Source organism: Synechococcus sp. W65.1 (assembly GCF_047461615.1).
Taxonomy (GTDB): domain Bacteria; phylum Cyanobacteriota; class Cyanobacteriia; order Thermostichales; family Thermostichaceae; genus Thermostichus.
In genome coordinates this window covers 46,132-68,356 of sequence record NZ_JANSHI010000007.1, presented here as the reverse complement: position 1 = coordinate 68,356, position 22,225 = coordinate 46,132, and the positions used below count along the sequence as shown (strand labels likewise).

Genomic DNA, 22,225 nt, shown 5'->3' with positions numbered 1-22,225 from the left:
TCCTCAAGACGAAACCCACCCACGCTGGCAGAACCCGCCTCTGGGTTCATCTGCAGCAAGGCATGCCCAGCCTTACTAATATACCCCCCTCAGCCAGTGAGGATCTGCTTCAGCCGCTCGCCATTTTTGCGGCCCTGGGGAAGAGCACCCCTAATAAAAAAGCGCCGCCCGGAGGGATCCCCCCAGCTCTGTCCAAATCCTAATCCAACAGCGGCAGCTCTCGGAAAATCTAGAAAACCGGAAGCCGAATTCGGAGTCTGGCCTGCTAGAGTGCTCCTACAAGTCCTTGCCGCTGCAACCATGACCCACCCTTTTCCAACCGCCCCCAACCCGGAACTGGAAGCCGAGCGCAACTGGCAGCACCGCCAAAGAATGCAGCGCCGCCAGCAAATCCAGCGGCAACGCCTGGCAGGCATGCGGGACAACAAAGGCTTAGTTATCGTCTATACAGGTCAGGGCAAGGGCAAAAGCACGGCGGCTTTTGGTACTGTCTTGCGCGCCCTCGGCCAGGGCTTATCGGTGGGGGTGGTGCAGTTCATCAAAGGGGCCTGGGATCCAGGCGAAGCCAAACTGTTGCGCAAGTTGGCTGCCCATCCCGAACTGGGGCTGGGAAAAGTTGCCTTTTATGCCATGGGGGAAGGCTTTACCTGGGAGACCCAGGATCGCGAGCGGGACATTGCCTGCGCCCAGGCAGCCTGGGAAAAGGGGCGGGAGCTATTTGGCAGCGGCGAGTACCACCTGGTGGTTTTGGATGAGATCAACGTTGCCCTTCAGCTGGGATATCTCTCGCTGGAGCAAGTGCTGGCTGGCCTAGCCGAAAAACCTGAACGGGTGCATGTGATCCTCACTGGGCGAGGTGCGCCGGCAGGGCTAATTGAGCAAGCTGACCTGGTAACGGAAATGGCCTTGGTCAAGCATCCCTTTCGCGACCAAGGGATCAAAGCCCAAATGGGTATCGAGTTCTAGCCCTTGGACAAATGGCGATCCTGCTGGCAGCAGCGGCAAGCGGCAGTGGCAAGACCACCGTCACGTTAGCCCTGTTGGCTGCGCTCCAGCGGCGGGGCCTGCGCATCCAGCCCTTTAAGGTGGGGCCCGATTACATCGATCCCCTGTTCCACACGGCAGTGGCCGGGATCCCCTCGCGCAATTTGGATCCCTTTTTAACCGACGAGGACTTTGTGCAGCGCTGCTTTCGCTACCACTGCCAGGACAAAGATGGGGCGATTGTAGAAGGCGCGATGGGCCTCTTCGATGGGCGAGGGCCCGGATCCCTGCCCGGCGGGACAGAGCCTTCCTGGGCTAGCAGCGCCCATGTGGCTCGCCTGCTGGGGATCCCGGTGGTGCTGGTCATCGACAGCAGCGGCATGGGAACGACGGCGGCCGCCCTGCTCTACGGCCTAAGCCACTTCGATCCCCGCCTGGCTATTGCCGGCGTCATCTTCAACCGGGTGGCCTCAGAGCGCCATGGCCAGATGTTACAGCAGGCAGCAGCAGCCGTGGGGATCCCAGTTTTGGGGCAATTCCCCCGCCGCGAGGACTTGCGCCTGCCCAGCCGCTACCTAGGGCTGGTACCCGTCTCAGAACTGGCTGGCTTCTCCCGCTGGCAGGAGGCCTGGGCTGAGCTGGCGGAGCAACACCTAGATTGGGATCAGCTTCTGCCCCTAATCCGCTCCCTGCCGTCGGCAGTGGGGGAGCTCTGGCCAGGGATCTGCCCCCTTGCAACGCCCGTGCGGGTGGCAGTGGCCCGCGATGCCGCCTTTAACTTCTACTACGCCGACAACTTAGATCTCCTGCGGGCTTGGGGGGCAGAGCTATTGGAGTACTCCCCCCTGGAGGTAGGGCTGTGGCCGCCGGATCCCTGCGATGGCCTGCTCTTGGGGGGCGGGTTTCCAGAACTGTTTGCCGCAGCCCTCTCTGAAAAAATAGCCCAGCAAACTCCGCCACCCATCCACCCCCCCCTCTATGCCGAATGCGGCGGCTTGATGGTACTGGGAAAGTCCCTCACCGATTGGGACGGGAAGACCTACCCCATGGCTGGCCTATTGCCCATCAGCGTGGACATGGGCGAGCGGCTGTACCTGGGCTATCGCGAGGCTACCGTCCTACGCCCCACCCTCCTGGCACCGGCTGGGGATTGCCTGCGGGGACACGAGTTTCACCGCTCCCGCAGCAGCCCCCCCTGCCCAAGCCCAGTTTACGCTTGGGGATCCCCGCCTCAGCAGGAAGGCTGGGCCAATGAGCGCTTGCATGCTTCCTACCTGCATCTCCACTGGGGATCCCGTCCCGACCTCGCAGCGCGGCTACTCCAGAATTTTTTGAGGGTGGCTAGAAACGCTCTTGATCCCCCGTTGTAGAGAGGTTTTTCCCTGTCAGGGAGGCTGGGGAGAGGAATTAGCTGTGCTCCCTCCTGTTGCTAGGGGGAAGCAGTGGGGACGAGGCTGCTAGCAACAGTTTAAGTTAGGTGGGCGGCAATTGCCTTCAGGAGGTGGTTTTGATCAATAGGCTTGGTGAGGTAGGCGTTGGAACCAAGTTGTAGCCCTTGTTCCACAGCTTCTCGAGAAGCTTTGGAGGAGAGAAAGACAAAGGGGATGTGGGCTGTGGCCTGATCCCATCGCACAGCATCCAGCACGGCATAGCCGTTGAGCTTGGGCATGACTACATCGCACAGCACCAAGTCTGGCAGGAGGGCGCGCACCATCTGCAGCCCTTCTTCCCCGTCTCTAGCTGCCAACGTATCGTACCCAGCTTGCCGCAACACTTTCTGCAGGTAGGTGCGGATAGAGGGATCATCCTCGATCACCAAGATGCGTTTAGCCATGGGAGGTTGTGAAAAAGCAGGAGACACACACCGCTCAAGCCAAGCTCTGGCTTCCCCGAACCTCTGAAATCCAGGTTGATGCGAGAGCAGTTAGGAGGGCTACAGAGGCAGTATAGGGAAACTTCGGAGAGAAAAACTCCGCCAAATGGCTCATTCTGGGAAGACTTGCGGTTATTCCAGGTAGCTCAAGCTCTCTTTCCCCTCAGGGAGAGGAGCTCATTCCGAGGTGAGTTGTCGCTCCATCAGGCGGGAAAGAGCGGCAGCGGGGGTGGTCTGCCCTTGCAGCAGCCAATGCACCTCCTGGGTGATGGGCACCTGGATGCCGTGCTGGGCGGCAATCTGAACTACCACGGGAGCAGTGTAAACCCCCTCGGCGGTTCCCTCGATCTCGGCCAACACCTGGCCCAGAGGTTTGCCCTGGCCCAAGCCGTAGCCTACACGGTAGTTGCGGCTTAAAGGACTGTGGCAGGTGGCTAGGAGATCCCCTAGCCCTGAGAGGCCGTTGAAGGTCTCAGGCCGCGCCCCTAGGCGGGATCCCACCCGGATCATCTCGGCCAAGCCGCGGGTAACCAGGGCAGCCCGAGCATTGGTGCCCAGTTGCAGCGCGTCACACACCCCCACAGCAATGGCAATAACGTTCTTGAGAATGCCCCCTAGCTCCACTCCTAGGGGATCGCTGCTGGTGTAGAGGCGAAAGCGCTCGGAGGCAAGGGCATGCTGCACTTGCACTGCCGCCTCGGGATTGCGGCTGGCCACCACTGCAGCTGCTGGCAAACCCTGGCGGATCTCAGCGGCCAGGTTTGGCCCGGAAAGCACCACCAACGGATGAGTAGGGAAAGTGGCTGCCCAGATCTGGGCTGGTGTCAAGAGCTGCAGGGGATCCAACCCCTTGGTGGCCGAGACCAGAATGGCTCGGGGGGGGATCCCCACCTGGCGCACGGCCTCGACCACGGGGCGCACGCCGGCCATGGAGACTGCCGAAATAATGATGTCCGATCCCCGGACTACCTCTTTGAGATCCCAGCCTTTGCGCCGATCCCAAACCTGCACCCAGTGGCCCCGAGCCTGGGCTAACAGAGCCAGGGTACTTCCCCAGGCCCCCGCCCCTAGAAGGGCAATCCTCTGGGGGGATGGTGTAGAAGCTTTCATCCAACCGTTCCAGCCGCAGCTTCTTTCCCAGAATGCCGCTTGCTCTAGCCTCTGAAAAAGCCCCCGCCAGAGAAAGAACGTTAGTATGGTTGGATACCAACTAGAGGTTTGGCCTAAGAGCAGAGACCATGGCAGAAGCAGGGATCCAACGCCTTCCTGCTGAGGTGGCTGCCCGGATGGGGAGCTGGCGGCACGGCTATGCCCTGACCAATGGCATTCAACTGCACTATGTCACCCAGGGGGAAGGGGAGCTGGCAATCTTGTTACATGGTTTCCCAGAGTTTTGGTATTCCTGGCGGCACCAGATCCCGGTGTTGGCGCAGCGGTTTCGCGTCGTGGCACCTGACCTGCGCGGCTACAACGACTCTGACAAACCGGATTACGGCTACGACCTGGACACCCTCACCGAGGATGTCCGCGGCCTGCTAGCCCATTTTGGGGCCAAAAGCGCGGTGGTGGTGGCCCACGACTGGGGAGGGGCTATTGCTTGGCACTGGGCGCAACTTTTTCCCCAGGAGATCCGCAAGCTGGCCGTGCTCAACTCTCCTCACCCCGCTTGCTTTCGCCGGGAGTTCCTGACCAATTTGGACCAGATGCGCCGCAGTTGGTACCTGTTTTTCTTCCAGTTGCCCTGGCTGCCAGAGTGGGTGTTGCAGTGGAACCTCGAGGAGTGGGTGCGGCGCATTTTTCAAGAGACCTCGGTGCGCAAAAGCGCCTTCACCCGCCACGACCTAAAGGTTTACCAAGAGGCCCTTGCCAAGCCCAAGGTGCTCACCTCTGCCCTCAACTACTACCGCCACCTGTTTAGCCTGCCCACTCTGCAGAACCTGTTTTTGCAGCCCCTGCGTCCGATCTTCGCCCCCACCCTGCTCATCTGGGGAGAAGAAGACTTTGCCCTTAGCCGCGAGCTGACCGAGGGAATGGATCCCTTCTTCCCCAACGGCCTGCGCAAGGAGTACATCCCCGAGTGCGGCCATTGGGCGCAGCAGGAGGCGCCCCAAACTGTGAATCGGCTGCTCCTAGAGTTTCTCTAGTCCTCCCGCCTGAGAGAGCTTTACCGCCCTCAGGGATTGCCCTAGAATAGTCCACTGGATTTAAGCGGGGAAAGTGGCATGGCCCTGGAGTACCCACCCGATCTGCGCTACGTGGACACCCACGAGTACATCCGGGTTGAGGATGACATTGCGGTGATTGGGATCACGGCCTATGCCGTCGATCAGCTGGGGGACATCGTCTTCGTCGGCCTGCCCGAGGAAGGGACAGAAATTGAAAAGGGGGAGAGCTTTGGCTCGGTGGAGTCCGTCAAGGCCGTAGAGGATCTGTATGCCCCTGTCTCGGGGGAAGTGGTGGCGGTAAACAAAGCGGTGGTGGACAGCCCAGAGAGCATTGCCGACGATCCCTATGGAGATGGCTGGCTGATCAAGGTGCGCATGACCAACCCGGAAGATCTTGACGACACGATGAGCGCGGAGGCCTACGCCAGCTTGGTGGAGGGATCCTAAGCCCTACAGCAACACTTCCCGGTTGCCCCCCTGCACTTTGGCTTGGTAGAGGGCTTGGTCGGCTGCCTCTAGAAAGCTTTGGACGGAAGTTTCTGCTGAAAGGCTGAGCAAAGAGGCGACGCCAATGCTACAGGTGAGGTGGATAACTTCTGCTCCCACCTGCAGAGGGAGGGATTGGATGGCCTGCCGCAGGCGCTTGGCCAACTGCAGGATGTGAGCTTCCGGAACCCCGCGCACCATGAGGACAAATTCGTCGCCCCCTAGCCGGGCCAGCAGATCCTCGCGGCGAACCTGATCCTGCAGTTGTTGGGCTACTTGGATCAGGGCTTGATCCCCGGCCAAATGCCCCCAGCGGTCGTTGATGAGCTTGAAGTTGTCCAAGTCCAGGTAAAGCAAGTGGAGGGGAAAGCTATGGCGGCGGGCAAAGGCCATCTCCCTCTGCAGGTGCTCTAGGAAAAACCGACGGTTGTGCAGCCCCGTGAGCGGGTCGTAGAGAGCAGCGGCAGCGACCTGGAAAAAGAAAGCCTCCTCCAGCCGGTCATAATAGGCAAACTGCAGGAGGCTATTCCCCAGCTGGATGCGATCCCTATCCGCCAAAACCCGGCAATTTACCCGTTCCCCATTGACATAGGTGCCGTTGAGGCTGCCGAGATCGATGAGGACATAGTTTTCCCCTTCCTTCCTCAGCCGGCAGTGCAGCCGAGAGATGGTGTGGTCGGAAAGCTGAACGTCGGCCTGGGGGCTGCGCCCCACTACTGCAGTCTCCCCCAGGCGGAAAGTCCTGCCCCTATTGGATCCCTGAAGCACCGTCAAAAAGGCGCCCACTACTTTCCTCTCCACCTCCAGCCTGTAGGTTTCCAGGGGCACGGGGGTGGTTGGTTCTTCCGGAGAAGTATCCACAGGCGTAGGGATCCCCTACTTGAGTTAACATGCCTTTTCTGTATTATGACGGGTATTATGCCAGCCTGGCTGCTTTCTTCCGCAAAGTTGGCCAGCTCTGGGGAAAATCTCCCAGAGGTCTTCCTTTACTCCAGCCCCAGCCGGCGGCGGAAGTAGGGGATGGTCCGCTCCAGGCCCACTGGCAAAGGGATCTGGGGCTCCCACCCCAGCAAGGCGCGGGCCTTGTTGATGTCGGGCCGGCGCTGCTTGGGATCGTCGGTTGGGAGAGGTCGGTGGACGATGGGAGAAGAGCTGCCGGTGAGGGCCAAAACCTGCCGAGCCAACTCTAGAATGGTGACCTCCTGCGGGTTGCCCAGGTTAAAGGGGCCGGGATAAGGGCTGTTCATCAGGCGCACCAGGCCCTCGATGAGGTCGGAGATGTAGCAAAAGCTGCGGGTCTGGGAGCCATCTCCATAGACGGTGAGGGGATCCCCGCGCAGCGCCTGGACGATGAAGTTGCTGACCACGCGACCATCGTCTTCCCGCATGGCGGGCCCATAGGTGTTGAAGATGCGGGCCACGCGGATCTCCGTCTGGTATTGCCGCTGCCAGTCAAAGGTTAGGGTTTCGGCCAGGCGCTTGGACTCGTCGTAGCAGGCCCGCGGGCCGATGGGGTTGACATGGCCCCAGTAGTCCTCCGGCTGGGGATGCACCTGGGGATCCCCGTACACTTCCGAAGTGGAGGCTAGGAGGAAGCGGGCCCCCGTCTTTTGGGCCAGCTCCAGGAGGTGGTAGGTGCCCCAGACGCTGGTGCGGATGGTGCGGATGGGATCCGCTTGGTAGTGAGGGGGAGAGGCAGGGCAGGCCAGGTGGTAGATTTGCTCGATGCCAGCTTTTTCCAGCTCCGGCGGCAGCGGCTCGGCCACGTCGTGCCACAGCAAGGTAAAGGCGGGGTTGTTGCGGTGAGCCCGCACGTTCTCCTCCCGCCCCGTGTAGCCGTTGTCGAGGCAGATAACCGCGTGGCCTTCCTGCAGAAGGCGGCTGACCAGATGGGAGCCGATAAACCCCAAACCACCCGTTACCAGAACCTTCACCAGCCCACTCCAATTAAGGTGATGCCCGCCTGTTGAAGGGCCTGCCGGTCAAGGCAATTGCGGCCGTCGACGATAAGAGGCCGCCGCATCAGCTCGGCAAGGCGCCGGTAATCCAGCGACAAGAACTCCGGCCACTCCGTCACCAGCACCAGGGCGTCGCAATCCTGGGCCAGGCGGAACACGTCTGTTTCCACCACCACATGGGCTAGGCCCTCCCGCATTCCCGAAGCCGAGACAATGGGATCATAGGCTTTTACCTTGGCCCCCAGGCGGTGGAGCTGCTCAATTAAGGTTAGAGACGGCGCATCCCGCAGGTCGTCGGTGTGGGGCTTGAAGGTGAGGCCCAAAAGGCCAATGGTCTTGCCCTTAAGCACCTTAAGGGCCTGCTGCAGCTTTTCCACCAAGCGCTGCCGCTGCTCACGGTTGACCTCGACAGTAGCCCGCAACAGCTTGGCCTCGTAGCCGTAGTCAGCCGCCGTCTGGATCAAAGCGGCCAGATCCTTGGGGAAGCAGCTCCCCCCCCAGCCTATGCCGGCGTTGAGGAAGGCGCGGCCAATGCGCTTATCGAGGCCAATCCCTTCGGCCACCTGGAGGATGTCGGCGCCGGTGCGCTCGCAGATATTGGCAATCTCGTTGATGAAGCTGATCTTAGTGGCTAGGAAGGCGTTGGCGGCATATTTGATCATCTCGGCGGAGGCCAGGTCGGTGACCAGCAAGGGCACGGGATCCCCGCCCAAGCCTTGCTGGCGGCTGAGGATGGGCTCGTAAAGTTGCCGCAGGATCTCGATGGCCCGGGGGCTGTTGGAGCCAATCACGATGCGGTCGGGGTAAAAGGTATCGTGGATGGCGCTGCCCTCCCGCAGAAACTCGGGGTTGCTCACCACGTCGAAGGGCGGCACCCAGGGAGACCTGTCCAGGGTGGCCAGGGAGGAGGGGGTGGGATCCCCGCCCGCTATAGCCATCTTCTGTTTTTCTGCCTGGCTGCCTAGCCGCTGCTTGGCGGCCTCTGCCGCCCCGTCCAGAATCAGCATGCGCACCCAGTCGCCGGAGCCGATGGGGACAGTAGACTTGTTAACAATAACCCGGTAGCGGTCGTCTAGGTGCTGGCCGATCTCCCGCGCTACAGCCTCTACGTAGCGCAGGTCTGGCTCGCCGCTGGGCAGAGCTGGCGTCCCTACGGCAATGAAGATGACCTCGCTGGCCTGCACCCCCAGGGCAAGATCGGTGGTAAAGTGCAGCCGACCGGCCTCAGTTCCAGCCCGCACCAGGTCTTCCAGGCCGGGCTCGTAGATGGGCAGGCGGCCCCGCTGCAACCCTTCAATTTTGGCAGGGTTGTTGTCCACGCAGATAACGCGGTGGCCTATTTGGGCTAGACAGGCGCCGGTTACCAACCCCACATAGCCGGCCCCCACGACCGCCACGTCCATCGCCTGCCGCTCCTTCCTGTCGATCCTCGGTTCTAAAGTACCCCATCCCCTGGGATTACCTATCCCCTTATAAAGTCGGCTCCTAGGAGGAGGTTAGTGGCAAAATGAGGCTAACGGACTTCCGCCTGAGGCTCCCCAGCAGTGAGCTGGCCCAGCTCTGCCGCCATAGCCAGCCGCCGTCAGCGCCAGGTGCAGAGGGTGCTGTACGTTACGTTGGGGCTAAATAGCCTGGTGTTTGCCATCAAGTTAACCCTGGGGCTGGCGACGGGATCCCTAAGCTTGGTGGCCGATGCCCTGCACAGTGTTACCGACAGCGCCAGCAACCTCCTTGCCCTGGTGGCGGTCCACTTTTCCTCGCCAGAGCCGGATGAGGAACATCCCTATGGCCGCAGCAAGTTTGAGGCAATCGGTGCCCTGGGGATCGCTGCCCTTTTGGCCATATGGCTAGCTTCGAGATCCTCAGCGCAGCGGTGGGACGGTTTTTCAAGCCCCTGCCTCCCCAGCTCCAGATCGACGGGCTGACCTTGACGCTAATGCTGGGGGTGCTGGGGATCAACCTCTTCGTAGCCTTCTATGAGCGCTCCTGGGGCAAGGCTCTGGCTAGCTCGCTGCTCTTGGCCGATGCCCGCCATACCCTCAGCGAGGTCTGGGTAACCCTGACGGTATTGCTGGGTCTAGCCGGGATCCACTACTGGAGGATCCCCTGGCTGGATCAGGTGCTGGCTGTGCCGGTGGGGCTGCTGGTGTTCTGGAGCGCCTGGGAAGTGCTGCAGGAAAACATTCCCGTTTTAACCGACCAGGCGGCCATTCCGCCTAAAACATTGCGGGAGCTGGTTCTCAGCTTGCCTGGCATCCTCGACTGCCACGACATCACCTCCCGCGGCATCCCAGGGCGGATGATCTTCATCGAAATGCACATGGTGGTGGAGCCACTGGACGTTGAGTCGGCCCATCGCCTCACCGAAGCAGTGGAACGCCTGCTGCAGGAGCGCTACGGGCCGGTGCGGGTCACCATCCACCTGGAGCCCTACTCCCACATTGAGGGATCCCGAACCTAGCCCCACGGTCAATCCGCCCAAGCCGCAGAGTTCGCCTTGCGCCACAGGGCCTCCTCACCAGAGCTCTTCTTGGGTTCCTTGCATTCCTTGCCCCACCCGGGTTTAATGGGGGTAGACAAGAGACCGCAGCACCCGTACCTGTTGCTGCACTCCTGTATGCTGCAGGCTAGCTTCCCTTTTGGGAAGTCCTAGGAATTGGAAAAAAGAAAAAGGAGGGCGCCTTGAGCCTGAGAGTTGCCGTGGTGGGGGGCGGGCCAGCAGGGGCTTCTGCAGCCGAGGTTCTGGCTCAAGCCGGGATCGAGACCTTTTTGTTTGAGCGGAAGCTGGACAACGCCAAGCCCTGCGGAGGCGCTATTCCCCTCTGTATGGTTTCGGAGTTCGACCTGCCGGAGGAGATCATCGACCGCAAGGTGCGCAAGATGAAGATGATCTCGCCCTCCAACTACGAGGTGGACATCGCCCTCGAAAATGAAGGCGAGTACATTGGCATGTGCCGCCGCGAAGTCCTTGACGCTTTCTTGCGCAACCGCGCCCGTCAAAGAGGGGCAGAGCTCATTCACGGCAAGGTGATGCACCTGGAAGTCCCCAAAAATGGCCAGGATCCCTACGTCTTGCACTACATCGACTTTTCCGGCAACGCGCAGCAGGGGGTACCTCGCTCGCTGGCGGTGGATGTGGTGATTGGGGCGGATGGGTTCCACTCGAAGGTGGCAGAGGCCATTGGTGCCGGGGACTACAACTACGCCCTGGCTTTTCAGGAGCGCATTCGCCTCCCCGAGGACAAAATGGCCTACTATGCTGAGCGGGCAGAGATGTACGTGGGAGACGATGTCTCGCCCGACTTTTATGCCTGGGTGTTTCCCAAGTGCGACCATGTGGCGGTGGGTACCGGCACGATGAGGGCCAACCAAGCCCAGATCCAAAAGTTGCAAGCCGGGATCCGCGCCCGCGCTGCTGACCGGATCCGTGGGGGCCAGGTGATCAAGGTGGAGGCCCATCCCATTCCAGAGCATCCCCGTCCGCGCCGCGTAGTGGGCCGGGCCGCGTTGGTAGGAGACGCAGCAGGATACGTAACCAAGGCAAGCGGCGAAGGGATTTACTTTGCTGCCAAGTCGGGCCGCATGTGCGCCGAGGCTATTGTTGAAACTTCCAACGGCGGGAAGCGTATCCCCACAGAAGAGGATCTCAAGCTCTATCTCCAGCGCTGGGATCGCCAGTACGGCCTGACCTACAAAGTCTTGGACATTCTGCAGCGGGTGTTCTACCGCTCCAACGCCACCCGCGAAGCTTTTGTCGAGATGTGCGCCGACCGGGATGTCCAGCGGCTAACCTTTGCCAGCTACCTCTATAAGACAGTGGTGCCGATGAGCCCCTGGGTGCAGTTCAAGATTACCGTTAAAACTCTGGGCAGCTTGCTGCGGGGCAACGCCCTGGCTCCCTGAGGGAGCTTTACTGCCACTGGAAGGTAACAGTAACCCGATCCCAGTTGGCGTCCGTTTTCAGCACGCTGGCAGAAGCTTTCTGGCCAGGAGGTACATTGCTGGGCTCAAAGGCGGCCACGCGCGTATCGACGACTTCTCCGCCACGGTAGAAGGTAAAACGGGCGCGGGCGTTGAGGACAGTGCGGTTGCTGCGGTTGATGGCCTCCACACTTAGGCGACTGCCAGCCCCTACCCGCTCTTCGCGGATTGATCCCACAATCACCAACTCGCCCGGGTTGGGTCCGGATGCCGCAGGCGTTGGGCTTGCAGGGGCAGAGGGTTGTTGGGGGGTGGCGCCTTGCTGCTTCAAGAGCTCCAAAACGCGGGCCAGCTCCTGCTGAAAGAAGACAAAGGCTTCCCGCGATTGGTTGGCCACCTGGGCCAGGATTAGCCGATCCGCTTCGCTCAGAGGGATCTCCAGGAGGGGGTTTGGCCCTTTTAGGGTAACCCGGATGCTGGCAACCTCCTGGTTGATGAACTTGTCCAGATAGGGAAAGAGGTTAAGGATGCAATCTCGAAAAGATCCCAGCGGCAAGGTGCTCTTGTTGGTCAGCACCAAGTCCGCCCGCTCACAGCTAGCCCGATCCGCCAGCTCAATTTCCAGGGGCACCCGAAAGGAGCCCGGACTGGTGTTGGTGATGGTAACCCGAGTGCCGGACACCACCTCTCGCCAGCCATGGATAACTTCTACGCTGGGGCGAGTCACCTCTTCCGTGAAGTACTCTCCCGCCCAGGCAGGGGATCCGCAGAAGGTGAGCACAGAAAGCAACGCCGCCACTGGGCAAGTTCGTCGCCAATTCACCTTCACTTCTCCTCCCTTGCAGATCTGGGACACTGCCTGCCCCTGGCAACAGCTTCTAGCGTCAACTAAGTCCGTCTGGGGTAAAATCGAGAAGTTCAAAGCGTTACAAAACTTTGGGCCTGCCGACCAGTGCGGCTGTGTTCCTCGCTTAACTAGGCAGTATGGCTAGATCCCTAGCTTCGTGGCTCAATCGGCTTGCCCTCCTGCGCGGCCTAGTCTTTATCCTAGCAGTGGTAGTGGCTCTCACCTACTTGGGCTTTAGCCGAGAAGTTCGCCTCGGCCTTGACCTCAAAGGCGGGACGCAGCTTACCCTGCAAGCTCTGCCGACGCAGGAGGTGCCTGAGATTACTCCCGAAGTGATGCAGGGAGTGGAGGCTGTTATCCAGCAGCGGATCAACGGCCTGGGGGTGACTGAGCCTTTGATTCAAATCAGTGGCCGGGATCGTCTATTCGTGCAACTGCCTGGGGTAGCAGATCCGGATCGGGCGGTTGCTCTTTTGGGCGACACAGCCCAGTTGGAATTTCGCAAGGGCCTAGTTCCGGTCAGCGCCCTGCCCCGCAACGAACAGGGGGAGGTAACAGCCGGAGAGAACCCCGAAGCCTTGTTTGAAGGGATCGGCCTCACCGGGGATCTGCTGCGCAACGCCTATCCCCAGGCCCCTCGCCGCGGCTCCCAGAGCTGGGAAGTGCTGCTAGAGTTTAAGCCGGAGGGGGCTGAGAAGTTTGCCCAGGTCACCCGAGAGCTGGCTGGCACGGGTCGCCCCTTGGGGATTTTTCTGGACGAGGTGCTCATCAGCGCCCCGATCGTGGGGCCGGAGTTTGCCCGCACTGGCATTACTGGCGGAACGGCGGTGATCACAGGCAATTTCACGGTGGAAACTGCCACCGACCTAGCGATAAAGCTCAAAGCGGGGGCGCTGCCGGTTCCAATTCAGGTGATTGAAAACCGCACCGTCGGGGCCACCCTAGGAGAAGAAAGTGTGCGCCGCAGCCTCTATGCCGGTATCGGCGGCCTGGTGCTGGTGTTTGTGTTCATGGTGGCCTACTACCGCCTGCCGGGACTCATTGCCGACATCGCCCTCCTCATCTATGCCCTCTGTACGTTTGCTTTGTTCCAACTGCTGGGGGTGACCATGACCCTGCCAGGAGCCGCTGGCTTCATTCTCAGCATTGGCATGGCGGTGGACGCCAATGTGCTAATCTTTGAGCGCATCAAAGAGGAGCTGCGGGCGGGCAAGTCCATCTACAAGTCCATCTCGGAAGGGTTTAGCCGCGCCTTTAGCAGCATTCTCGACAGCAACGTCACCACCCTTTTGGTCTGTGGCGTGCTCTTTTGGTTGGGGATGGGGCTGGTGAAAGGTTTCGCCGTAACCCTGGCTATTGGCGTTTCGGTAAGCTTCTTTACGGCCATTACCTGCACCCGCACCCTGCTGTTGGCGGCAATGGGGATCCCTGCCCTGCGCAAACCTGAACTCTACGGCGTTCGCATGGAGGCGGCCCAACCATGACCGCGCAAGAGCCAGCAGGCGGATCCTCGCGGTTGCTCGACTACCGCTTCGACATCGTCGGGCGCAGCAAGCTCTGGTTTACCCTTTCCTTGGCGGTCTTGCTGGTGGGGCTGGCCAGCATGGCTTTTTCTCTGGCCTCTCTAGGAACCCCCCTGCGGCTGGGGCTGGATTTTGCTGGCGGCACCTTGCTGGATCTGCGTTTTGAGCGGCCTGTCACCACCGACGAGCTGCGGCGGGCGCTGCAGGAACATGGTTTGGGAACCAGCATCATCCAACTGGACACCCAGACGGGCCAGGAAGCCCTGATCCGCATGCCCCCTTTGACGGAGCAAGAGCGCCTGGCCGTGGAAGACACGCTGCGGCAGCGGGTGGGATCCTTTGAGCGCAGGCTGGTGGAGACGGTGGGCCCGACGGTGGGGCGTTTGCTCTTGCGCTCCGGACTTGTGGCCGTGCTCATCTCCTTTGGGCTCATTGTGGTGTATCTGGCCCTGCGCTTTCAGTGGGATTACGCAGTGTTTGCCATTGTGGCCTTGCTGCACGATGTGGTGTTGACCACAGGGCTGTTTGCCCTTTTGGGCCTGACGGTGGGCATGGAGGCGGACAGCCTGTTTGTGGTGGCGCTGCTAACCATCATCGGCTTTTCCGTCAACGACACGGTGGTCATCTACGACCGCATCCGGGAAAACCTGCGTCTAGTCAGCCGCCGGGTCAGCTTTGCCGAGGTGGTGAACCTGTCTTTAAACCAAACTTTTGCCCGCTCCCTAAACACCACCCTGACGACGATGCTGCCCCTGGTGGCCATTGCCATTTTTGGCGGGGCTACGTTGAAGGGGTTTGCGATTGCTTTGCTCATCGGCTTTAGCTTGGGGGTCTATTCCAGCATCTTTATCGCCAGCCCCCTGCTGGTGTGGTGGCGGCAGCGGCGCTATGGCGGAAGGGTGCCCTCCAGCGCAGAGGGGTAAGACGGCAGCAGCGGCCTACCAGTGCAGTCGCTGTCCGCAAGAGATCAGGTAGCGCTGCAAATCGGCCATCTTGCCCTGCGGCACGATTTGGGCCGGGGTCAAGCTGGGATCCTGGCTGCGCAACCAGGCCACGATGAGCCCAGCTGCCGAGCCGATGGTCCACTCCCCGTAGTGGGTGCGGGTAGCGGCGTTAACAATGTGGCTGACGGCGATCCCTTTGCCGCCGATAAGCAGGTTATCCACCTTCTGCGGGATCAAAGCTTCCAAGGGAATGAGAATGGGGCGAACGGAAAACTCGTTGACCGGTGCAGAGCTGGCCGACCGGGAGGGCTCCCAGTTGCGGTAGCGACAGCCGTGCATGTCGATGGCGTAGTGGGTGATCCCGACAACGGTGGACCTGAAGTCCCGCCCCCCGCTGGCGCCAACCCGGATGTCCTGCTCCAGCATCATGAACTCCGCCTGGCCGTAGGCAGCTCGCCCCAGGATGCGCCGCCCCTCTCGGATGTAGGGGTAGAGGCTGAGGCCAGAGCGGGTGCCCAGCAAGGAGTCTTCGGCAAACACCAGGGAGAGGGGATAGCCGGGCCGGGATTGGGTTTCCATCAGCCACTCGGCAAACAGCAGGGCGTGGTTTTCTCCATCTTTGAGGGCGGAGACGTCTAGCCCCCCCAGCCAGTTGTGGCGCTGCCCCGAGGCCACCAGCCGCTCTTCGGTCAGGATCAGGGGCGGGTTCATCAGCCCCCAGTCGTTGCCGCGGTTCCAGTTCACCAGGGTCAGATCTCCGGGGAGCGGGGTGCCGTAGAAGGGATCCGTGCGGCCCTTGCTGACGATGCGGCGATAGTTGAAAAAGCTCCGACCGCTGAAGGTGGGAAAGCCCTCCAGGTCAAACTGGCGGCGGTGTTCGGCGCGGGAGTAGCCCGGCTGCAGCTGGGCCAGCTCGGCGCGGGAGCGGCCGCCATCGTCGTGGATGGCTAGCACAAAGGGAAAGGTAAAGGCCTGGGTACACTCCGGGTTGCTGGCCGGGGCGGCATTGGGCTCTCCGGTTAGATCCCGCCCTTCCGAGCCCAGCCGGTAGGGGATGCCAGCCCAGCCCACCAGCTCGCCGGTATCGGTGGCGTCGATGACGAAGAAGGGACGGCCTGGCGGTGCCTGCAGCCGCAGCACCCGTTTGGCAAACACTTCCGTCTCCTGCCAACTGTACCAGCTCACCAATTCCCGCCACAGCCGTCCTGGCGGCACGAAGTTGGGATCCCGTGGTTGTCGCTGCACAGCATAAATGCTCTCAATCCGGGAGCCGTCGGCGCTGAAGGTGGCCCCCTTAAAAGCCGTCTGGGTGGCCCAGCGACTCTGGGGAGCATGCTGAGCTGCCTGCCGCAGCCAGGTATCCACCGCCTGCAGACCTGCCTGGGGCGGAAAACACAAGCTCCCTACCCAGCAACTGTTGATCTCGGCCACGCGGGTGCCGGGCGGGATCCCTGTCCAGGACGGGAGATGCACCGGCTGGCTTTCAATGAGGGCCTTAAACTCCAGCCAGTGGCGGGAAAAATTGCCCCGCTGCCGCATGAGGAGAGACTCATCGAGGGCCGATACCCCTTGGGAAGTGATCTGCCCCCCTAGCCAGGGAGTGAGCTCGATGAGGCAGGTTTGCACGCCCCCCCGCATGGCTTGGCCTGCTGCCGCCACGCCCCCTAGAGATCCGCCCACCACCACCAGCTCGCACTCCCAGATCTCGTCCGGCTGCGGCAGGGGATCCAGTAGCGGCCAGCCGTGGGCGGTAAAACGGGGCAGCTCCGGCGGGGATCCCCCTTCCGGCTGGGAGAGGGCGGCAAACCCTGCCCCGGCCACAAAGCTCAGCAGCGACAGGATCCCCAGTCCCAGAGCTCGTTTCTGGCTAAGTCTCCGCTGCGCTGCTCGGATCCCTCTGCTGGCCTTGCTCACTTGAGCCCCACCCCCCACGCTGCGCCAACACCTGCTTAGACAGCGATCCCAAGCCTATGAGGAGAATACTCGACAAGCTGCCCCCAGGGGTCAGACTGGGCAAGCTACAGGGCATAATGGGCTAGCAACTTGTCTCCAACAGGGATCCACAGCACCATGGGACGGGCAAAGAAGGTGGTTTTGGCCTACTCCGGCGGCGTTGACACCTCCGTTTGTATCCCCTACCTCAAACACGAGTGGGGGGTGGAATCGGTGGTTACCCTGGCGGTGGATCTGGGGCAAGGAGCAGAGCTGGAGGCCATCCAGGCCAAGGCCCTTAGGGCAGGGGCAGAGCAATCGCTGGTGCGGGAGGCTGTCCAGACCCTAATTACCGACTATGCCTTCCCCGCCCTCCAGGCCAACGCCCTCTACGAACAGCGCTACCCTCTCTCCACTGCCCTAGCCCGACCCCTGATTGCCAAGCTCCTGGTGGAGGTGGCAGAGGAAGTGGGTGCCGACGCGGTGGCCCACGGCTGCACCGGCAAAGGCAACGACCAAGTGCGCTTCGACCTGGCCATTGCCGCCCTAAACCCTAGGCTAAAGGTGCTGGCCCCAGCGCGCGAGTGGGGCATGACCCGCGAGGAGACCATTGCCTATGGGGAGCGCTACGGGATCCCCATGCCGGTGCAGAAGTCCAGCCCCTACAGCATCGACCTCAACATTCTAGGCCGCAGCGTCGAAGCCGGGATCCTGGAGGACGCCGACCAAGAGCCGCCGGAGGAAGTGTATGCCCTCACCCGGCCTCTTTCTCAAACCCCCGACGAACCCGCCTATGTGGAGATTGCCTTTGAAGAGGGGATCCCAGTGGAGCTGGACGGGCAGCGCCTTGGCCCCCGAGTCCTCTTTGAGCGGCTCAATGCCTTGGCCGGCAGCCACGGCGTGGGCCGCATCGACATGATTGAGGATCGGCTGGTGGGGATTAAGTCGCGCGAGATCTACGAGTGCCCCGCTCTAACTGTGCTCATTCAAGCCCACCGCGAGCTGGAAAGCCTCACCCTTCCCCGCGAGGTCCTCCACTACAAGTACGGCATCGAGACCACCTACAGCCAGTTGATCTACAACGGCCTTTGGTATTCGCCGCTGCGGGAGGCTCTTGACGCCTTTGTCCGCACCACCCAGAAAAGCGTCACCGGCGTCGTGCGGATGCGTCTGCACAAGGGCCAAGCGGTCTGCGTGGGCCGCCGTTCCCCTTACTCCCTCTACAACCCAGAGCTGGCCACCTACGGGGAAGGGGATCAATTCGACCATCGCGCTGCCGAAGGCTTCATCTATATTTGGGGCTTGCCTACCCGTGTTTGGGCTGAGGTTCACCGCTGGCGCGAAGGGAGATAGGCCTATTCCGCCGGCGTTCTCGAGCAGATGGCTGTTCTTGTCTAGGTTCGGCGGAAGTTGTTGACGTCTAGGGCTGGCAACTCTACCTGTTCCACCTGAGGTCGAAAGCCCAGCCAAGGGGTGGCCAACTGGGCAAAGCGCTCTGGATCCCCGCTGACATAGAAGCGGTGCGGTTCGTCGCGGAGGGCTGTTGGGGGCCGGCGGAGACCCCAGAGGCTGAGTTCACGGGCTAGCGAGCGCACCAGGGCCACGCTGGGATCCACCCGCTTGACCGAAGGGGGCAGCAGAGACTTCAGCAGGGGATCAAGGAGAGGATAGTGGGTGCAGCCGTAGACAAGGGTGTCGATCCCCTGCCGTAGAAGCGGCTGTAAGTAGCGTTTGGCGGCCTGCTGCAGCTCGAGGCTGTTCAACTGACCGGCTTCGATGAGGGGAACAAACGCCGGGCAGGCCTGCTCCCAGCAGTGGACAGGCTGGGGAAAGCGCTTGGGATCCAGGGCGCTGTACTCACGGATGGCCTTGGAGTAGGCGCGGCTTTTAACCGTAGCCGCCGTGGCAATGACCCCAATGCGGGATCCTTGGGCCAAGGCCGCCTGGGCGCCGGGCAGGATGAGGCCAAGGATGGGTAGGGCAAACTCCTGCTGCACTTGCTCTAGGGCCAGCGCCGAGCTGGTGTTGCAGGCCATCACCACGACTTTCACCGGCTGCGCCTGCATCCAGCGCAGGATCTGGCGCACGAAGGTCAAGATCTCCTCAGGCGAGCGATCCCCATAGGGCAGCCGCGCCGTATCGGCAAAATAGACAAGGCGCTCTTGGGGCAATTGCCGCCGCAGGGCCCGCCAAACGGTGAGCCCCCCCAGGCCACTGTCAAACACCCCAATTGGCCAACTGGGATCTGGCTCTCTTGTCCACCCCCAACGCATGCTCCTTCCTCCCTCACTACCTTGGCCTAAGCTGCTGTATCCTACCCTGCCTTGAGACGGGTGGCACGCTCTAGCGGTTGCGCAAGAAGGTCTCGATGCCCTCGGCAATGGCCCGCGCCAAAATGGCCTGGTATTCGGGGGTGGCCAACTTTCGCCCTTCCGTGGGGCTGGTAACATACCCCAGCTCCAGCAGCACCGAGGGCATGCCCACGGGCGTTTCCCGCACCATGAAAAAGCGGGCCCGTCGCACCCCCCGATCCGCAGCGCCAGTAGCTCGCACCAGGCTGCGGTGCAAGATTGCTGCTAGCTCGGCGCTATCCGGCCGTAGGTAGTAGGTCTCGATGCCGTGGACGCTGGAGCGATCCAGAGCGTTGGCGTGGATGCTCACCAACAGCGTGGCGTTGGCCTGCACGGCTATATCCACCCGCGGCCGCAGCAACACCTCACGGTCGTCGGTGCGGGTCATCACCACCTCATAGCCCCGCTCCTGCAGCAGGCGTCGGACCTGGTGGGCAACAAGGAGCACAATGTCCTTCTCCAAGATCCCATCTACCCCAACAGCACCGGGATCCCGTCCCCCGTGGCCTGGATCAAGGGCAATGACCGGCCGGCTTTGGCGAGGACGGGAAGCCTGGGCAGGCGGCTGCGGCTGGGATGTGGGAAAAGGAGCGCCTAGAGGACGCAACTCCAAAGTGATGCGGCGGGATCCCTGGCCGGGATTGGGCTCAAAGACATTGAAGTCCTCGGCGGGCTGCACCAGAATGCTGACCGTGCGGGCATCTTCCTGCACAAGGCGGATCCGCTGCACCGGTCCCCCGACCGGCAAGCCGGGATCCGGCAAGGACTCGGGCAGGCGCGCCGGTGCCACGTTGATGCGGTAGCCGCCGCTTTCGGGATCCCAGCCAGCCCGGTAGAACATAAACCCATCGGCGCTGATGATGAGCTGATTTCCCCGCAGCTCCACAGAGCGCAAGGTGGCTAGCGGCCCTTGGGAATCAGTTAGGCTGATATCAGGCAAAAGGCTGGCCTGGGCAGCACCCCCAGCAGGCTGGATCCAAATTCCTCCCTGCTGTGGGTCGTAGCGGGCCTCCCAATCCCCACTGGAAGGATCCACATCCAACACCACGCGGGCAATCGTAGGCTCGAATTGCCCAACACGCAGCCGCAAAACCCCCAAGCGGTTGACAGGATAGACCCGCTGGGTGAGGGCAGGACTAAGGGTGGTGTTGAGAAAATCCACAACCACCCGATTTGGATCGAAGAGGCGCCGCACCGTGGTGGAAGGGTTGCCCTGGGTGCGAATGAAAAAGCCCTCCGCCTGGGGAGAGATGGCCAAGATCTGATGGCTGGAACGGGAGCTTGCAGGAGGAGGGAGTGGGCTGGCTTCAGGGCGGGGGGGCGGCCCTGAGGATGGGGGCAGGGACGAGGCGGTGGGCTCTTGGGAAGCAGGGGAAGGAGGAAATAGCGAGGCAGCGGGCGAGGGTTGCTCAGGTTGGAGGAACTGAACAGCCCAGCGGGAAGGGCCGGCGGTAAGGAGTTGCAGTTGGTCAAGGCTAAGGGGCTGGTCTGGCTGCAGGTGGAGGACAAAGCGAGTGATGGTCGGGGTGAGCTGTTTGATCTCCAGCGAGGTAACTCGCCCTGGAAAGGCCTGGCTTTGGGGCTCGCGTCCAAAAAGGGTGTTGGGAAAATCCAAAACCACCCTAGGAGGGTTTTGCAGCACAAACAGAAAAGGCCGCACCTCTCCTTGAGTGTTGACCTCCAGCCATCCCCGCTGCGGGTCGTAGTGCCAGCGGTCAATGCGAGACAGACCGGTAACGGTAGTCAGTTGGGCTTGAACGGGCAAGGGGGAAAATAGACCCGCTCCGGCTAGGCCCCACAGCAGCATTGCTCCCCAAAGGGAGCTCTGCCTAGACGGCCTGGGATTTATCCCCTGCTTGTCCAAGTCAGGCATATCCTCCACCCACTCTGCCTACCTGCTGCCCTCAACTATACCAACCTCCCCCCAAGGCGACCTGAAGGGAGCGCCCTCTTGCTGCTGCCGGCGGAGCTAGCTGAGGATAGTGGGGATCCTTCCCCTGAGATTTCGCCAAGTAATGAATGACAGGCCCACCTGATCCCCTCTCTCTGGCCCGCGCCGGTAATAGTCAAGCAATTGTGCAGGTTGTCCGCTTGGAGCTGCTGCGGCAGAAGTGGCCTGCCCAAGTTCGCTTTGCTGATAACACCCTGCACATCTACCTGCTGGGATCCCTTCCCGAACAACCCTCCCCTCAAGTGGTGACCGCCCGGCTTTTTCTAATGTTGAAGCAGCTGCGGATCCCACGGCTGGAACAAGTGGAAATTTGTGCTTTCCTCGGCTCCCAGTTGCTCTGGCGGCGCAGACTAAGAATAGGCTCCCAGCAGCGCTGGGATCGGTTTTCCTTCGAGAATTTGCTGGTGAATATCTGGGCTTACCCCGTTGCATTTGTGGTGGCCCTGATGGTAAACAACATCGACTTATTGCAGTTGTTGCATTTGCCTTTGCACATCTGGATTCATGAGTTTGGCCATGCCACAATTGCCTGGTGGAGTGGCCATCGAGCTTTGCCCCTGCCTTTCGGCTGGACCAGCATTAGCTCAGAAGAAGAACCATTTGTTTACCTTGGGATCCTCTTTTTGCTAGTTCTGCTGTTTTGGTCAGCCCAAAGAGAACGGATTCGATGGCTACAGGTGCTAACTATTCTTCTTGCCGTATTGCAGTTCTATATGACCTGGCTGATGCCCGATCGCACTAAGGAAATGCTGTTTGTCTTTGGCGGTGTTGGCGGCGAGTTTTATCTGAGTACCTTCTTAATGGCCAGCTTTTACTTTCGCTTTCCGGATCGCTGGCGATGGGACTTTTGGCGCTTTGTGTTTCTTGGAGTTGCAGCCAGCAGCCTCTGCAAAAGCTTTTGGCAGTGGCATCTTATTCAGCAAGGGTTAGCCCCAATTCCTTGGGGAACCCTACTAGGCGGCCAAGGAGATGCCGTCGGGGATATGAACCGCCTGGTTTATGAGTTTGGTTGGAGCGAAAGCCAGATTGTCCAAACCTACAAAAGCCTAGGAAACTGGTGTGTCTTGTTCATATTGGGCTTGTATGTCTTTTTTCTGCTGCGCATGAACAATGAGACGTGGTTGTCTCTACAAGCAAGATTTATCCTCTGGGTCGATGCTCTTTTTGAACCGAGTAAGCATCGCTAAAAAAAGCCATATCTTTTCACCTTTTTTGGGAAAAAGACTGAGTCGAGGCGCAGCAGCGAAGGCTCTAGATCTTGCTCAAAGCGACTGTAGACCAATAGACTTG

General features: G+C 61.0%; 20 protein-coding genes. 11 read left to right on the top strand and 9 right to left on the bottom strand.

The window, feature by feature from the left end; translation table 11 throughout:
• Positions 1-300 precede the first annotated feature (300 nt).
• Positions 301-966: a cob(I)yrinic acid a,c-diamide adenosyltransferase gene (cobO, locus tag NW806_RS05400; protein WP_414410312.1), complete on the top strand. Its 666-nt coding sequence runs from the start codon at positions 301-303 to the stop codon at positions 964-966.
• An 11-nt stretch (positions 967-977) separates the two neighbouring features.
• Positions 978-2,354, top strand: coding sequence for a cobyrinate a,c-diamide synthase (locus NW806_RS05395; RefSeq protein WP_414410311.1), 1,377 nt, complete (start codon positions 978-980; stop codon positions 2,352-2,354).
• A 98-nt stretch (positions 2,355-2,452) separates the two neighbouring features.
• Here the strand turns inward: NW806_RS05395 and NW806_RS05390 are convergent, their stop codons facing one another.
• A complete protein-coding gene (locus NW806_RS05390) occupies positions 2,453-2,818 on the bottom strand; it encodes a response regulator (RefSeq protein ID WP_414410310.1) in 366 nt (121 codons plus the stop codon).
• Positions 2,819-3,034: 216 nt separating this feature from the next.
• Positions 3,035-3,967 (bottom strand): NAD(P)H-dependent glycerol-3-phosphate dehydrogenase, encoded by a 933-nt coding sequence (locus NW806_RS05385; protein ID WP_414410309.1) that lies wholly within the window; start codon positions 3,965-3,967, stop codon positions 3,035-3,037.
• Positions 3,968-4,095: 128 nt separating this feature from the next.
• Here NW806_RS05385 and NW806_RS05380 point away from each other — a divergent pair, with 128 nt between their 5' ends.
• Positions 4,096-5,001 (top strand): alpha/beta fold hydrolase, encoded by a 906-nt coding sequence (locus NW806_RS05380; RefSeq protein WP_414394204.1) that lies wholly within the window; start codon positions 4,096-4,098, stop codon positions 4,999-5,001.
• A 78-nt stretch (positions 5,002-5,079) separates the two neighbouring features.
• The gene (gcvH, locus tag NW806_RS05375) at positions 5,080-5,469 is read left to right on the top strand and encodes a glycine cleavage system protein GcvH (RefSeq protein ID WP_414394202.1); all 390 of its coding nucleotides are present in this window, start codon (positions 5,080-5,082) and stop codon (positions 5,467-5,469) included.
• A gap of 3 nt (positions 5,470-5,472) precedes the next feature.
• On the opposite strand, the gene NW806_RS05370 is transcribed toward gcvH, so the two are convergent.
• From NW806_RS05370 to NW806_RS05360, 3 genes are all read right to left on the bottom strand, one after another.
• Positions 5,473-6,369: a diguanylate cyclase gene (locus NW806_RS05370; RefSeq protein ID WP_414410308.1), complete on the bottom strand. Its 897-nt coding sequence runs from the start codon at positions 6,367-6,369 to the stop codon at positions 5,473-5,475.
• 125 nt (positions 6,370-6,494) lie between these two features.
• Complete coding sequence (locus NW806_RS05365; RefSeq protein WP_414410307.1) at positions 6,495-7,442, bottom strand: UDP-glucuronic acid decarboxylase family protein; 948 nt, start codon at positions 7,440-7,442, stop codon at positions 6,495-6,497.
• Positions 7,439-8,869: a UDP-glucose dehydrogenase family protein gene (locus tag NW806_RS05360; protein ID WP_414394196.1), complete on the bottom strand. Its 1,431-nt coding sequence runs from the start codon at positions 8,867-8,869 to the stop codon at positions 7,439-7,441. The genes NW806_RS05365 and NW806_RS05360 overlap by 4 nt, the downstream gene beginning before the upstream one ends.
• 141 nt (positions 8,870-9,010) lie before the next feature.
• Here NW806_RS05360 and NW806_RS05355 point away from each other — a divergent pair, with 141 nt between their 5' ends.
• The 3 genes from NW806_RS05355 to chlP all read left to right on the top strand — a co-directional run bounded on the left by NW806_RS05355 (position 9,011) and on the right by chlP (position 11,369).
• The gene (locus NW806_RS05355) at positions 9,011-9,391 is read left to right on the top strand and encodes a cation diffusion facilitator family transporter (RefSeq protein WP_414410306.1); all 381 of its coding nucleotides are present in this window, start codon (positions 9,011-9,013) and stop codon (positions 9,389-9,391) included.
• Entirely contained in the window at positions 9,310-9,927 is a 618-nt protein-coding gene (locus NW806_RS05350) for a cation diffusion facilitator family transporter (RefSeq protein WP_414410305.1), read from the top strand. The genes NW806_RS05355 and NW806_RS05350 overlap by 82 nt, the downstream gene beginning before the upstream one ends.
• Positions 9,928-10,148: 221 nt before the next feature.
• A complete protein-coding gene (chlP, locus tag NW806_RS05345; protein WP_414410304.1) occupies positions 10,149-11,369 on the top strand; it encodes a geranylgeranyl reductase in 1,221 nt (406 codons plus the stop codon).
• Positions 11,370-11,376: 7 nt separating this feature from the next.
• Here chlP and NW806_RS05340 read toward each other — a convergent pair whose 3' ends face one another.
• On the bottom strand, positions 11,377-12,210 hold the full coding sequence (locus NW806_RS05340; RefSeq protein WP_414410303.1) for a hypothetical protein: 834 nt from the start codon (positions 12,208-12,210) through the stop codon (positions 11,377-11,379).
• A gap of 161 nt (positions 12,211-12,371) precedes the next feature.
• Here NW806_RS05340 and secD point away from each other — a divergent pair, with 161 nt between their 5' ends.
• Positions 12,372-13,718 carry a protein translocase subunit SecD gene (secD, locus tag NW806_RS05335; protein ID WP_414410302.1) on the top strand — a complete coding sequence of 449 codons (1,347 nt, stop codon included), beginning with the start codon at positions 12,372-12,374 and terminating at the stop codon, positions 13,716-13,718.
• A complete protein-coding gene (gene secF / locus NW806_RS05330; RefSeq protein WP_414404838.1) occupies positions 13,715-14,680 on the top strand; it encodes a protein translocase subunit SecF in 966 nt (321 codons plus the stop codon). The genes secD and secF overlap by 4 nt, the downstream gene beginning before the upstream one ends.
• A 15-nt stretch (positions 14,681-14,695) precedes the next feature.
• Here the strand turns inward: secF and NW806_RS05325 are convergent, their stop codons facing one another.
• Positions 14,696-16,615 carry an FAD-dependent oxidoreductase gene (locus tag NW806_RS05325; protein ID WP_414410301.1) on the bottom strand — a complete coding sequence of 640 codons (1,920 nt, stop codon included), beginning with the start codon at positions 16,613-16,615 and terminating at the stop codon, positions 14,696-14,698.
• 156 nt (positions 16,616-16,771) lie between these two features.
• Between NW806_RS05325 and NW806_RS05320 the strand changes: the two genes are divergently transcribed.
• Positions 16,772-17,986 carry an argininosuccinate synthase gene (locus tag NW806_RS05320; protein WP_414394184.1) on the top strand — a complete coding sequence of 405 codons (1,215 nt, stop codon included), beginning with the start codon at positions 16,772-16,774 and terminating at the stop codon, positions 17,984-17,986.
• Between the two features lie 41 nt (positions 17,987-18,027).
• Here NW806_RS05320 and murI read toward each other — a convergent pair whose 3' ends face one another.
• Both murI and NW806_RS05310 read right to left on the bottom strand, forming a co-directional pair.
• Positions 18,028-18,906 carry a glutamate racemase gene (gene murI / locus NW806_RS05315; protein WP_414410300.1) on the bottom strand — a complete coding sequence of 293 codons (879 nt, stop codon included), beginning with the start codon at positions 18,904-18,906 and terminating at the stop codon, positions 18,028-18,030.
• A gap of 70 nt (positions 18,907-18,976) precedes the next feature.
• Positions 18,977-20,791, bottom strand: a complete 1,815-nt coding sequence (locus tag NW806_RS05310) for an N-acetylmuramoyl-L-alanine amidase (RefSeq protein WP_414410299.1) — start codon at positions 20,789-20,791, stop codon at positions 18,977-18,979.
• Positions 20,792-21,003: 212 nt separating this feature from the next.
• On the opposite strand from NW806_RS05310, the gene NW806_RS05305 reads away from it, so the two are divergent.
• On the top strand, positions 21,004-22,122 hold the full coding sequence (locus tag NW806_RS05305; protein ID WP_414410298.1) for a hypothetical protein: 1,119 nt from the start codon (positions 21,004-21,006) through the stop codon (positions 22,120-22,122).
• Positions 22,123-22,225 lie beyond the last annotated feature (103 nt).